This is a genomic window from Nonomuraea sp. NPDC003754, assembly GCF_053605785.1.
Genome location: NZ_JBSGJX010000028.1, coordinates 13,035 through 25,413, shown reverse-complemented (window position 1 = coordinate 25,413; position 12,379 = coordinate 13,035). Strand labels below are relative to the sequence as shown.

The window sequence follows — 12,379 nt, the reverse complement described above, 5'->3', positions numbered from 1 at the left end:
CGGCCGGGTCAGTCGGCGGGCTCGAGCCCCGATTCCTCGACCATGTGCGCCGCCAGCATCGCGGTGAGCTGGGCCCGGAACTCCCTCTCGTGCGCCGGGTCGTCCGGGTCGTGCCCCATGCCGGCCAGCCACGATCGCTTGCCGATCGCGAAGCCGTACGCCGCGGACACGCCCATCAGCGCCACCGCCTCGACGCGTGCCCGGCTCGGCGCCAGCCGTCCGGCCAGCGCGGAGCGGATGCCCGCCTCGATCGCGTCGATGAGCTGTCGCAGGTCCGGCCGTACGGCCCCCTGGTAGTCGGCGTGCATCTCGGCCCAGACGAACAACCGCAGGTAACGCTCGTCCGCCAGGGTGTCGAAGAGCACGCCCATGATCCCCGCCGCGGTGGGCACTCCTTCTTCGGCTCGGATGCGCTCGTGTATCCGCTGCTGGATGCGCGCCTCCTCGGCCATCAGCACCTCGCGGACGAGCGCGGCGTAGGTGCCGAAGTAGTGGGTCACCAGCCCATGGGCCACCCCGGCGGCCTCGGCGACCTGTCTCAGCCTGACGTTGTCGGGGCCCCGCTCCTCGATCAGCCCGGCGGCCGCCGCCAGCAGTTCCGCACGCGCTTCCTCGGGGGCTCTCCTGCGCCGTCTGGGCTTCACACCCCCACCCTATTGGCCGGCGTCCGACAGCCCGACCGGCCGACGCACCCGGCTGCGCCTGCGGCGCGCGGGCACGAGGCGAGGACGGGCGCCCGAACCGGCCGGCGGCCCGGCTCAGCGGATCCTCCTCGAACAGCGGCCCACCCGGGCCCGGGCCGGCGTCGAGCCGGACACGCGTCTCGCGGCGGTCGCGGTCCCGCTCAGGAGGCCACCGGCAGCCCGGCGTTCCGCCATTCGGGCAGGCCGTCCTCGAGCGTCCTGGCGTCGTACCCGAACCCGCGAAGCCGGCGCACCGCGTCAGGGGCCATCACGCAGAAGCGTCCTCGGCAGTAGGCCACGATCGTCTTCTCCCGCGGCAGCTCGGACAGCCGGGTGGCGACCTGGTCGTGCGGGATCGACAGCGCGCCCGGGATGTGTCCCGCCGCGAACTCGGTCTCCGGGCGGACGTCGATGACGACGACCTCGCCCGTCTCCAGCATCTCGGCCAGCCGCGGACGGCTCACCGGCTCCAGGTCCCGATCATCTCCCAGGTACTCGCGCGCGGCGCGCTCGACGTCGGCCAGCGAGGAGGCCGCCAGGACCTTCATCGTCTCGACGAAGGCGTGGACCGAGTCGTCGGAGAGCCGGTAGAAGACGCGGGTGCCTGCCCGCCTGGTCTTCAGCAGGCCGGTCGAGTAGAGCACCTTGAGCTGCGCGGAGGTGTTGCTGAGCTTGAGGCCGCACGCCGTGGCCAGGTCCTCGACGCTTCGCTCCCCCTGCGCCAGCACGTCGATCAGCTCGAGACGCAGCGGGTTCGCCAAGGCTTTGCCCAGGCGGGCGAACTGCTCGTAGAGCTGGGACTTGCGTGCCCGGTCACCCATCCAAAGTCCTCCAAATAGTTTTGGAATATTGTAGCAGTGAGACCCAGGGAGGAAACATCATGGGCTTCTCACCATCGCAGGTGATCCCGCTCGTCGACGAAGGTCTCGGCAACACCGCGTACCTGGTGGACCTGGGCGACGGGCGCGCCCTGACCGTGGACGTACCCAGGGACCTGCGGGCCGTGCACCGTACCGCCGGCCGGCTCGGCCTGACCGTCGCGTTCGCGGCCGACACCCATCTGCACGCCGACTACCTGTCCGGCTCGCTCCAGCTGGCCCACGACGCCGGGGCGACGGTGCTCGCCTCCGCCGCCGGCCGGCGGGACTTCCCGCACAGGCCACTGCGCGACGGGGACGAGGTCGACCTGGGCGGCTTGACGCTGCGCGCCCTGGCGACGCCGGGCCACACGGCGGAGCATCTGTCCTTCCTTCTCCTGGACGGCAACGCGCCGCTGGGCGTGTTCACCGGGGGGTCGCTGATCGTCGGCTCCGCCGCGCGGACGGACCTCGTCTCACCCGATCAGACCGAGGCGCTGACCCGGGCCCAGCACGCCTCCCTGCAACGGCTGAGCCGGCTGCCCGACGAGGCCGCCGTGTGGCCGACGCACGGCGCGGGCTCGTACTGCTCGGCGCCTCCCCGCGCCGAGCGCACCTCCACGATCGGCGACGAGAAGCGCGCCAACCCCTTGCTGCGGATCGCGGATCCGGAGGTCTTCGCGCGTCGGCTCGTCGAGGGGCTGGGCAGCTATCCGGCCTACTTCTCCCGGCTGCCGGAGATCAACCGGCGCGGCCCCGGCATCATCACCTCGCGCCCGTCGCTGCGCCCGATCGACCTCGGCACGGCGCTCGGCGCCAAGGCCATGGTGGTCGACGTGCGCCCCGTCCTGGACTTCGCCCGGGGCCACCTCGAGGGATCGGTCTCGATCCCGTTGCGCGCGCAGTTCGGCACCTGGCTCGGCTGGATCGTGCCCGCCACCCAGCCGTTCGTCGTCGTGCGCGGTCCCGAACAGGACCCGGAGGAGATCGTCTGGCAGTCCTTGAAGATCGGCCATGAGAACCTGATGGGCGAGGTCGTCGACGTCCCGCGCGGCGCGGCCGGAACGATCGACGTCGTCGGCGCCGACCAGGTCGGTGACAGCCAGGTCCTGGACGTGCGCCAGGCCGCCGAGTTCCGCGACGGGCACCTTCCCGGCGCCCGCCATGTGGAGCTCGGCGCGCTGTCCGGCGCCGACATCGGCGACGAGCCGCTGGTGGTCATGTGCGGCCACGGTGAGCGGGCGGCGACGGCGGCGAGCCTGCTGCGCCGTACCGGGCATCGGCACGTGGCGATCCTTTCGGGCGGAGCGGACGACTGGGCGCGGATCACCCGCCTGCCCCTGGAGCGCGATCGATGAGCGGGACGACCCGGCTCGGGCTGCGCGCCAACCTCGCCCAGTTCGTCCTGCTGGTGGCCGTGAACGCGCTGGTCGGCGGCATGCTCGGGCAGGAGCGGACGGTCCTGCCGTTGCTGGCCGAGCAGGCGTTCGCCGTCCAGGCGTACACCGCGATCCTCACCTACATCGTCGCCTTCGGCACCACGAAGGCGGCGAGCAACTTCTTCGCCGGCACGCTCTCTGATCGCTTCGGCAGGAAGCCCGTCCTGGTCGCGGGCTGGCTGATCGGGCTGCCCGTCCCGCTCCTGCTGATCTGGGCGCCCGCGTGGGAGTGGGTCGTCGCCGCCAACGTGCTGCTCGGCGTCAACCAGGGGCTGACCTGGTCGACGACAGTGATCATGAAGATCGATCTCGTCGGCCCGCGGCGTCGCGGCCTGGCCATGGGGCTGAACGAGGCGGCCGGCTATGTCGCGGTCGCCCTCACCGCGCTCGTCACCGGCTACCTCGCCGAGCGGTACGGCCTGCGCCCGGCGCCCTTCCTGCTCGGGCTCGCCTACGCGGCCCTCGGCCTCGGCCTGTCCGCCCTTCTGGTGAAGGAGACGCACGGGCACGCGCGTCTCGAGGCGAGCCACGCCCACGGCCATGAGATGCGAACGTGGCAGATCTTCCTCACGACGAGCTTCAAGGACCCGTCCCTGTCGGCCGCCAGCCAGGCGGGCCTGGTGAACAACCTCAACGACGGCCTGGCCTGGGGGCTGTTCCCCCTGCTGTTCGCCGCGGGCGGTCTCGGCCTGTCGCAGATCGGCGTGCTCACCGCCGTGCTGCCTGCCGTCTGGGGCGCCGGGCAGATGCTCACGGGCGCGCTGTCCGACCGCGTCGGCCGTAAGCACCTCATCACCGCCGGCATGCTCGTTCAGGCGCTGGCGCTGGGCATCGTCGCCTCGGTGAACGACTTCACCGGATGGCTGCTCGCCGTCGCGTTGATCGGCGCGGGCACCGCGATGGTGTACCCCACCCTGCTCGCCGCGGTGGGCGATGTCGCCCATCCCTCGTGGCGCGCCAGGTCCGTGGGCGTCTACCGGCTGTGGCGGGACGGGGGCTTCGCCGTGGGCGCCCTGCTCGCCGGGGTGCTCGCCGACCTGTACGGCGTCCGCGCGGCCGTCTGGGTGATCGCCGCCATCACGGCCGCCTCCGGCGTGGTGGTGGCGGTGCGCATGCGGGAGACCCTGCCACGGTGAGACGCCCAGAGTGAGGACCTTTGGCACTACCGCGTGACCGCCGCCGGGCCGTCTCATGGAGAAGGTCATCTTACGGACAGACGTGTCAGGGAGTCGTCATGATCGTGGTCGGTGTCGATGGTTCGCGCGCCGGTCTGGAGGCCGTGGCCTGGGCGGCGCGGGAGGCCGCGCTGCGTGGTGTGCCGCTGCGCGTGGCGCACGCCATCTACGCATGGGCGTGCGAGACCGACCATGGCCGCTACTCGGAGATCGCCCAGTGGATGCGCCAGGGCGCCGAGGCGGTGCTGGAGGCGGGTGCCGACCGGGCACGCCGGCTGGAGCCGACGCTGACGGTGGAGACGGCGATCCTGCCGGGCGACCCGCGGGAAGCGCTGATCCGTGAGGGCGCGCAGGCGGAGCTGCTCGTGGTGGGCAACCACGGGCTGAGCGCCGTGCGCGGGCTGCTGGTCGGCTCGGTCGCGTACGGCGTCGCGGGCCACGCCTCCTGCGATGTCGTGGTGGTGCGGGAGTCTCCCGCCGTGACCAACGGGGAGATCGTCGTCGGCATCGACGGCACCGCGCAGTCCGGACACGTGCTGGAGTTCGCCTTCGCGGAGGCGGCGCTGCGCCAGGCCGATCTGCGCGCCGTCCACGTCTGGAACCGGTACGAGACCGGCGGCGGCATCCAGCCCGTGCCGGGCGACTGGCGCGAGACCGAGCAGCACGAGTTCAGGCAGCTCAAGGAGGCGCTGGCGGGCTGGTGCGAGCGCTACCCGGACGTCAAGGTGATCGAGGAGATCGTGCAGGGCCACCCGGTGGACGCGCTGCGGGCGGCGGCGCGAGCCGCCGATCTGCTGGTGGTCGGATCGCGTGGACGTGGCGGGCTGGCGGGAATGGCGCTCGGCTCGGTCAGCCACGCCATGCTGCATCACGCCCCGGGGCCGCTGGCGGTCATCCGTCAAACGCGGTGACCGGGGCCGCTCGGGGCTTCCGGCCTCGGGCCGTGCGGACCTGTGGGCGATCGGGAACCGGTGCGCCGGGACGGGCCCGACGGGTCGCGCGGGCGGCGGGTCCGGCCGGGCCTGTCGGGGTTCGGTACTGAAGGAGAGGCGGACATGAAGGTCAGGACGATCCTGCTCGCCGCCGCGGCGGCCGCCGTGCTCGCGGCCCGTCCGTGGCTGCGGCGCTGGGGAGCCACCATCGTCGAGGAGTACGCGCCGATGCCCGGTGACGACCTGGGTACGGCCGCGCCGCGCGCCACCAGGGCCGTGACGCTGCAGGCGCCGCCGAAGGCGGTGTGGCCTGAGCTGCTGCGGGTGACCGGATTCGCGGCGAGCGCCCGGCCCGAGCGGGAACCGGCGCGGGTGACCGGGTTCACGGCGGGCGCCCGGCCCGAGCCGGGGCTGATGCCGGTGACCGGGTTCGCGGCCGATTCCTTCCCCGAGCCGGAGGTCGGCGTGACGGTGCCCGGACGGCTGGCGCGGATCGGCTGCACCGTGGCCCGGGTCGAGCCGGGGCGGGCGCTGGTGCTCACCCGTGACACCGGCGGCACCACGGTCATCCGCTCGGCCGTGCTGCGCGACCTCGGCGACGGCCGTACCAGGCTGATCGCCCGCACGTCCCTGCGGACGGCGGCGGGCGCGACCGGGTGGCTGTCCGGCCTCCGGGCCAAGGCGGCGGACCTGGTGACGACGTCCGGGCAGCTCCTGCTGATCAGCAGGCGCGCGGGCCGATCGGAACACCGTGCCGCCGGCGGCGACAGGGCCGGAGGTTCCCTCGCGACGGGTCCAACGCCCGTGTGCGGACCGCCGGCGCGCACGTAGCGTCGTGCCATGGCCGTCATCGACCTCACCAGGATCCGCGCTGCCGTCTTCGACACCGACGGGGTCGTCACCGACACCGCGCGCCTGCACGCGGCGGCGTGGAAGCACGTCTTCGACGGCTTCCTGCGCGGACGTTCCGCGCCCTTCCGCCGTGCTTCTGCGGGAGCTGCGGCGGCGCGGCTGCCTCACCGCCGTCGTCTCCGCGAGCCGGCACGGCAGGGCCGTGGTCACGTCCGCGGGTCTGATGCACCTGTTCGACGTGGTGGTCGACGGCGAGGACCTCGCCAGGTTCGCGCTGCCCGGCAAGCCGGATCCCGCCATGTTCCTGCGGGCGGCGAAACTCCTCCACGTGCCCGCGGCGCAGGCCGCGGCACCGCGCGCGGCCGGGGCACGCCCTCGGCCACCGGTCCCGGCCGAGGAACCGCTGTTCAACCCCGCGGGTTAGGCTATGAGGCGAAGCCGGAGCTGATCCCGCGGACCAGCCACCACGACGTGGAGCGGACCGGCCACGGCTCGACTCGAGCGCCGTGGTGCCCGCCCGGGGTGCTCGCCTGATCGACCGGGCCGCCACGGGGAGCCGGGGCCGACGGCCACGTGCCTTCTTCGTGGCGCACGCCGTACCTTCACCTTCCGACAAGGAGTGGCCATGACCGCGGGAAGCGACCTCGGACGCCGCATCGCACACCACCGCGAACGCCTCGGGCTCAGCTACGAACAGCTCGCCGACCGGACGATGCTGACGGCCGGCTACCTCCGCTACCTGGAGGAGTCCGCAGGGACACCCACGAGGGAGACGCTCATCCGCCTGGCCGAAGCCCTCGGGACCAGCGTGGACGAGCTGCTCGGCGGCGGCACGGACCGCCCGCCGGGGAAGGGCCCGGCGACGGCCCGTCCGACGGTGGAGGTCCTGGACGAGGAGGAGTGCAAGCGGCTCATCGCGCCGGGCGGCATCGGCCGCGTCGCCTTCAGCGGGCTGCGCGGGCCCACCGTGCTGCCGGTGAACTACCAGTTCGTGGACGACTCGGTGATCTTCAGAACCCGGTACGGCGGGCCGATGGACGAGGACCTGCGCACCGGGCTCGAAGGGGTGGACATCAAGATCGGCTTCGAGGTGGACAGGATCGACGAGGCCAGGCGCGAGGGATGGAGCGTGCTCATCCAGGGAGCCGCCCACCACCTCAGCCCCGACCAGGTCCCGCAGGTCGACGTGACGCCGTGGGCCGGCGGCGAGCGGGAGCTCTACATCCGCGTCGTCCCGGCGCAGATCACCGGGCGGCGCATCCACGCGCTCTGAACGGCCTCGGCCCCACGGAAGGCTGAATGCCCGTGACGCCCGGAAGGTCGGGACTTTCGCCTCTGCACCGGCCGGCGCCCCAGCGGCCAGGCTGGATGTCATGCAGACAGACGACTCCGGCCTTCAAGTCCTCTCCACGGAGGAGTGTCTCGAGCTGCTGGCGTCGGCCGACATCGGGCGCATCGTCTTCACCGACCACGCGCTGCCGGCGGTGCAGCCGGTCAACTTCTACCTCGACGACGCCTCCATCGTGATCAGGACCAACCTCGGGTCGAAGCTGGCGGCGGCCACCAGGCAGGCCGTGGTGGCATTCGAGGCCGACGAGTTCGACAGCGACACGCACACCGGCTGGTCGGTCACCGCGGTGGGGCGGGCGCGGGCCGTACAGGACGACGACGAGCGGGCTCGGCTTTCGCGGCTGCCGCTCCGCCCCTGGACGCCGGGAGACAGGAGCCACTTCATCGTGGTCCGCATCGAACAGGTGTCGGGGCGCAGGATCATCGCGGAGCCGGCGGGCGCGGCGAACGCCCACTCGTGACAGCCGGGACTACGGGGCCATCGCGTTGCGCACCCTGGCGCCGAGCCACAGCGCCATGGTGGCGGCGAAGAGCGCCGCGAGGGCCAGCTCGCTGGCGGTGACCAGCACCATGGCGGTCGACACGAGCGCGACGACTCCCAGCACGCGGGCCAGGACCGTGTAGAACAGCGTGGCGGGCGAGCGGGGCCTGGCGTCGCGGTCGACCCTGCCCAGCGCGCAGCCCCCGACCAGGCCCACCAGCACGATCGTCGCGGCGGCCCCGCCCACGGTGCGGACCACGGGCACCTGCGCCCCGCAGAGAAAGGCGGCGTAGACGGCCACGTTCGCCCCGGCCAGCACTGTGGCTCCGGCGTCTTTCCAGGTCAACCCCATGCTCTTGCCCACCTCCCGCTCCGCAACGACATTCTCAGGGCGAGTCCGGGGGCGGTAGGGCCATAAGACCTCTTCCCTCCGAACCCGCACCACCGGCACCTGCGCGAACCCTCCCGACAGGTCGGCCGGCGGACGTCGAGGGACTTTCGGCCCTGCCGTTCATGTCACCGAGCCAGCACGCTTGAACGAGGGGGGCAGGAAAACCCTGTGACGCCCGACACGCACCCGAGAGGCCACCACGCCATGGCACGATCGATCGGCACCTACGCCGCCAGCCCGTTCGAAGCGGAGCTGGCCGCCCTGAGAAGACGCGTGAGAACGCTGGAGGAGCAGGTGGAGACGCTCAGACGTGAGCTGGAAACCGCCGCCCTCCAGCGGAACCTGACCGGTTCCTGATGTGGCCGGCGTCCCACGAGCGCACGCCGCCGAGGACTCAGATGAGGACCGACCCCGCCGGGCAGCACCGGCGGCACGCCCCGTTCGAGCTGTCGTACCGGCCTGACGGCGGGAGCACGACGGTCACCTGCCGTGGCGAGGTGGACATCGCCACGGCGGGCCGGCTGGAGGGCCTGCTGGCCGACGTGCTGAGCCGGTCACGTCCCGACGTCGTCCTCGATCTGCACGACGTCACCTTCCTGGACGCCAGCGGGCTGACCGCGCTGATCCGCGGCGATGACCGGGCGCGCGGCGTGGGTGGCCGCCTGCGACTGGCCAACGTTCCCGGCCACGTCGCGCGGATCATCCGGATCACCGGTCTCGACCGGCGCTTCGACACCGGGTGACCGGCCGCTCACGACGTGGCCTCTCGCGTCACCGGGACGACGGCGACCGGGCAGCGGGCGTCGCGCAGCAGCGTGCCGGCGAGACGGCCGAGCTCTCCACGCCGGGGGCGGCCCACCACCAGCAGGCTGGCGTCCCGCGGTGGCTCGGTCCCGGTGTGCGCCGGGACCTCGGGGTATCGCTCCCGCCATGTCGCGGGAAGCGGTGCGAGGGCGAGCACGGACAGCCGCTGCAGCGACGCCTCCCTGAAGGCGAACTCCAGGACGGCCTCCTCGGCCTCGGTCGCCACGACGGGGCCGGGATGCGCGATCGACGGCAGCGGGCCCGGACCGCGGACCACGACGACGGGACAGCTCGCGTACGTCGCCACCTGGGTGGCCACCGAGCCCAGGACGGCGAGCGGGAGCCCGCCCAGGCCGCGCGAGCCGACGACGACCAGGTCGGCCTCGCCGGACAGCGTGACGAGCCGCTCAGCCGCCTTCCCCTCGTACAGGTCGGTCTCGACCTTGCCGACCGAGCTGACGTGCCTGGCGCAGTCGGCGCCGTGCCACAGCACGTGCTCGGCGGCCTTGCGCAGGTGGAGCTTGGCCTCCTCGTCGGCCTCGCCGTACGGCCACTGCCAGGCGTGGGCGACGGTGAGCGGCAGCCTGCGCAGCTCGGCCTCGTCCATGGCCCAGTCCAGGGCCTGCATGGAGTAGTCGGACCCGTCATAGCCCACGACGACGTTCATGGCCGTGCCCTCACTCTGTGCGTCATACCGCCAGCCTCGTCGGCGCCGGGCCCCGGCGACTAGGGACTTTCGCCCCCTGCGCGCAGGTACTCCGGCACTCCCGGCCGGCTCCGGCCTGCGGAAGTGTCGTCAGCGGGAGGTGCGCCACGCACCATGCCGAGCCCTGGGAGAGGTTCACGATGACTGACGGTTATGACGTGCTGCTGCGTGACGGCGACATCGCCCATGTGCGCCCGCTCGCGCCCTCCGACCGGCAGGCGTTGCACGAGCTGGTCGACCGGTCCTCCCCGCGCTCGGCCTACCTGCGATTCTTCTCCAGCGGCCGGACCACGGCCCACGCCTACATGGACACGGTCACCGACGACGGCTACGGCGGTCACGCGCTGGTGGCGACCCTGCGGGGGCGGCTGGTGGCGGTCGTCGAGTGCATTCCTCTCACTAACGGCCTCGCCGACCTGGCCATCCTGATCGACGACGCCGCCCAGGGCAACGGGCTGGGCACGCTGCTCCTGGAGCACGCCGCCCTCGACGCCGCCGACCACGGTGTCAAGGAGCTGAGCGCGGAGGTCCTGTCGGAGAACGTGCGGATGCTGCGGGTCCTGAACGACCTCGGGCTCGACGTCAGGCGGCACGTCGACGGCAGCGTCACGCAGATCCGCATCTCCCTCGCGCCGACCGGCAGGCTGGCGGCCACCATCGAGGCGCGGGACCACGCCGCCGAGCGCGCCTCGATCACCCGGGTGCTCGAACCCCGTTCGGTGGCGGTGATCGGCGCCAGCCGTGATCCCCGCGCGATCGGGCGCCGCGTGCTGGACAACCTGGTCAAGGGCGGCTTCGAAGGACCGGTCTACCCGGTCAATCCGCGAGACCCCGGCTGCTACCCCAGCGTGCTGGCCATCCCGGGCGAGGTGGACGTGGCCGTCGTGGCCGTACCCGCGGCGCGCGTGCCGGAGGTCGCCCGCGAGTGTGCGGAGGCCCAGGTCGCCGGGCTGGTGGTGCTGACCGCGGGCTTCGCCGAGAGCGGCGACCGCGAGGCCGAGCAGGACCTGCTGAAGGTCTGCCGTACGGCGGGCATGCGCCTGATCGGCCCCAACTGCCTGGGCATCGCGAACACCGCCATCGGCCTGCACGCCACCTTCATGGACCGCCGGCCAGAGAAGGGACCCGTGGGCCTGATGTCGCAGTCGGGCGCGATCGGCGCGGCCCTGCTGGACCAGCTCGGCGTCTCGACCTTCGTCTCGGTCGGCAACAAGGCGGACGTGAGCGGTAACGACCTGCTGGAGTACTGGGCCGACGACGCCGCCACCTCGGTGATCGCGCTGTACCTGGAGTCGTTCGGCAACCCGCGCAGGTTCACCCGCATCGCCCGCAGGGTGTCGGCCGCCAAGCCGATCCTGCTGGTCAAGAGCGGCCGGTCCGACTCGGGCGGCAGGGCGGTGCGCTCGCACACCGCGGCCGCCGCCACCCCGGACATCGCGGTCGACGCCCTGGTCCGCGCCTCCGGCGTCATCCGGCTCGACACGCTGCAGGACCTGGTCGACACCGCCAGGCTGCTGTCCCACCAGCCGCTGCCGCGGGGCAGGCGCGTGGCGATCGTCGGCAACAGCGGCGGCCCCGAGGCCATGGCGGCCGACGCCTGCGAGCGGTACGGGCTGGTCGTCCCCGAGCTGCCGGCCGGGCTGGTGGACGGACCGCCGGCCGCCGCGCTGGGCAATCCCGTGGATCTCACCGCCGAGGCGAGCGCGCGGCAGCTCGGCGCGGCCGTGGCGGCCCTGGCGACCAGCCCCGAGGTGGACACCGTTCTCGTCGTCTACACCCCTCCCTTCGGATCCGGCCTGGAGGCCACCCGCGAGGCCATCGCGGCCGCCACCCGATCGGCGACCAACACCGTCCTGGCCTGTGTCATGGGGCACGGCGGGCTGATCGACGGGCGCGTGCCCGCCTACGCCTTCCCCGAGCAGGCCCTGGCCGCGCTCGCCCACGCCGTTCAGTACGCCGAGTGGAAGCCCGAACCGGTCGGCGAGCTGCCGGCCGCCGACGTCGAGACCGCCCGGAAGATCGTGCGCGGCGAGCCCGAGGGGTGGCTCTCCCCCGCGGCCGCCGCCCGGCTGCTCGGCTGCTACGGCATCAGCGTGTGCGAGTCGCTGCCCGCCGACGGTCCGCAGGCCGCCACCGATGCGGCCGGCCGAACCGGCCTGCCCGCCGTGCTCAAGGCCGTGGGGCCGGTGCACAAGAGCGACGCCGGCGGCGTCCGGCTGAACCTGCGGACCCGGCAGGAGGTACGGCAGGCCTACCTCGAGATGGCCGCCACCGTCGAGGGCATGACCGGCGCGATCGTCCAGCGCCAGCTGCCGGCCGGAGTGGAGATCATCGTCGGCGGCGTCAGCTATCCCGCGTTCGGGCCGCTGGTCATGGTGGGCATGGGCGGGATCGCCGCCGACCTGCTGGCCGACCGCGCCTTCAGGGTGCCGCCGCTGAGCGCGGCCGCGGCCGCGGAGCTGGTCGGCGAGCTGCGCTGCGCGCCCCTCCTGTACGGCTACCGCGGCGCCGCGCCGGTGGACGTCGCCGCCCTGACCGACCAGATCGCCCGCGTGAGCCGGCTGCTGGACGACCTGCCCGAGGTGGCCGAGCTCGACCTCAACCCGGTCATCGTGACCGAGCGGGGCGCGGCCACGGTCGACGCCCGGATCAGGCTGGCCCCGCCCGAGGACCGGCCCTCGCCGTTGCGCCGCCGCCTGCGCTGACCAA

General features: G+C 73.1%; 14 protein-coding genes. 10 read left to right on the top strand and 4 right to left on the bottom strand.

Features of this window, described 5'->3' with window-relative positions; all coding sequences use genetic code 11:
* Positions 1-8: 8 nt before the first annotated feature.
* Positions 9-644 carry a TetR/AcrR family transcriptional regulator gene (locus ACWEVS_RS29775; protein ID WP_452554192.1) on the bottom strand — a complete coding sequence of 212 codons (636 nt, stop codon included), beginning with the start codon at positions 642-644 and terminating at the stop codon, positions 9-11.
* A 200-nt stretch (positions 645-844) separates the two neighbouring features.
* A complete protein-coding gene (locus ACWEVS_RS29770; protein WP_452416238.1) occupies positions 845-1,504 on the bottom strand; it encodes an ArsR/SmtB family transcription factor in 660 nt (219 codons plus the stop codon).
* Positions 1,505-1,563: 59 nt separating this feature from the next.
* Between ACWEVS_RS29770 and ACWEVS_RS29765 the strand changes: the two genes are divergently transcribed.
* The 7 genes from ACWEVS_RS29765 to ACWEVS_RS29735 all read left to right on the top strand — a co-directional run bounded on the left by ACWEVS_RS29765 (position 1,564) and on the right by ACWEVS_RS29735 (position 7,749).
* Positions 1,564-2,898 carry a rhodanese-like domain-containing protein gene (locus ACWEVS_RS29765; RefSeq protein WP_452554191.1) on the top strand — a complete coding sequence of 445 codons (1,335 nt, stop codon included), beginning with the start codon at positions 1,564-1,566 and terminating at the stop codon, positions 2,896-2,898.
* Positions 2,895-4,115, top strand: coding sequence for an MFS transporter (locus ACWEVS_RS29760; RefSeq protein ID WP_354917549.1), 1,221 nt, complete (start codon positions 2,895-2,897; stop codon positions 4,113-4,115). The genes ACWEVS_RS29765 and ACWEVS_RS29760 overlap by 4 nt, the downstream gene beginning before the upstream one ends.
* Before the next feature lie 98 nt (positions 4,116-4,213).
* A complete protein-coding gene (locus ACWEVS_RS29755; RefSeq protein WP_449923825.1) occupies positions 4,214-5,065 on the top strand; it encodes a universal stress protein in 852 nt (283 codons plus the stop codon).
* A 144-nt stretch (positions 5,066-5,209) separates the two neighbouring features.
* A complete protein-coding gene (locus tag ACWEVS_RS29750) occupies positions 5,210-5,917 on the top strand; it encodes a hypothetical protein (RefSeq protein ID WP_449923828.1) in 708 nt (235 codons plus the stop codon).
* A 151-nt stretch (positions 5,918-6,068) separates the two neighbouring features.
* Positions 6,069-6,362 carry an HAD family hydrolase gene (locus ACWEVS_RS29745; protein WP_449923830.1) on the top strand — a complete coding sequence of 98 codons (294 nt, stop codon included), beginning with the start codon at positions 6,069-6,071 and terminating at the stop codon, positions 6,360-6,362.
* A gap of 201 nt (positions 6,363-6,563) precedes the next feature.
* Entirely contained in the window at positions 6,564-7,211 is a 648-nt protein-coding gene (locus tag ACWEVS_RS29740; RefSeq protein WP_449923833.1) for a helix-turn-helix domain-containing protein, read from the top strand.
* Positions 7,212-7,311: 100 nt separating this feature from the next.
* Positions 7,312-7,749 carry a pyridoxamine 5'-phosphate oxidase family protein gene (locus tag ACWEVS_RS29735; RefSeq protein WP_452554190.1) on the top strand — a complete coding sequence of 146 codons (438 nt, stop codon included), beginning with the start codon at positions 7,312-7,314 and terminating at the stop codon, positions 7,747-7,749.
* 9 nt (positions 7,750-7,758) lie between these two features.
* Here the strand turns inward: ACWEVS_RS29735 and ACWEVS_RS29730 are convergent, their stop codons facing one another.
* Complete coding sequence (locus ACWEVS_RS29730; protein WP_452554189.1) at positions 7,759-8,121, bottom strand: hypothetical protein; 363 nt, start codon at positions 8,119-8,121, stop codon at positions 7,759-7,761.
* A gap of 243 nt (positions 8,122-8,364) precedes the next feature.
* On the opposite strand from ACWEVS_RS29730, the gene ACWEVS_RS29725 reads away from it, so the two are divergent.
* Positions 8,365-8,517 (top strand): hypothetical protein, encoded by a 153-nt coding sequence (locus ACWEVS_RS29725; RefSeq protein WP_449923840.1) that lies wholly within the window; start codon positions 8,365-8,367, stop codon positions 8,515-8,517.
* 41 nt (positions 8,518-8,558) lie between these two features.
* The gene (locus ACWEVS_RS29720; RefSeq protein ID WP_449923843.1) at positions 8,559-8,903 is read left to right on the top strand and encodes an STAS domain-containing protein; all 345 of its coding nucleotides are present in this window, start codon (positions 8,559-8,561) and stop codon (positions 8,901-8,903) included.
* 8 nt (positions 8,904-8,911) lie between these two features.
* Here the strand turns inward: ACWEVS_RS29720 and ACWEVS_RS29715 are convergent, their stop codons facing one another.
* Entirely contained in the window at positions 8,912-9,631 is a 720-nt protein-coding gene (locus ACWEVS_RS29715) for a universal stress protein (RefSeq protein WP_452554188.1), read from the bottom strand.
* A 179-nt stretch (positions 9,632-9,810) separates the two neighbouring features.
* Here ACWEVS_RS29715 and ACWEVS_RS29710 point away from each other — a divergent pair, with 179 nt between their 5' ends.
* Positions 9,811-12,375 carry a bifunctional acetate--CoA ligase family protein/GNAT family N-acetyltransferase gene (locus ACWEVS_RS29710; protein ID WP_452554187.1) on the top strand — a complete coding sequence of 855 codons (2,565 nt, stop codon included), beginning with the start codon at positions 9,811-9,813 and terminating at the stop codon, positions 12,373-12,375.
* Positions 12,376-12,379: the final 4 nt, after the last annotated feature.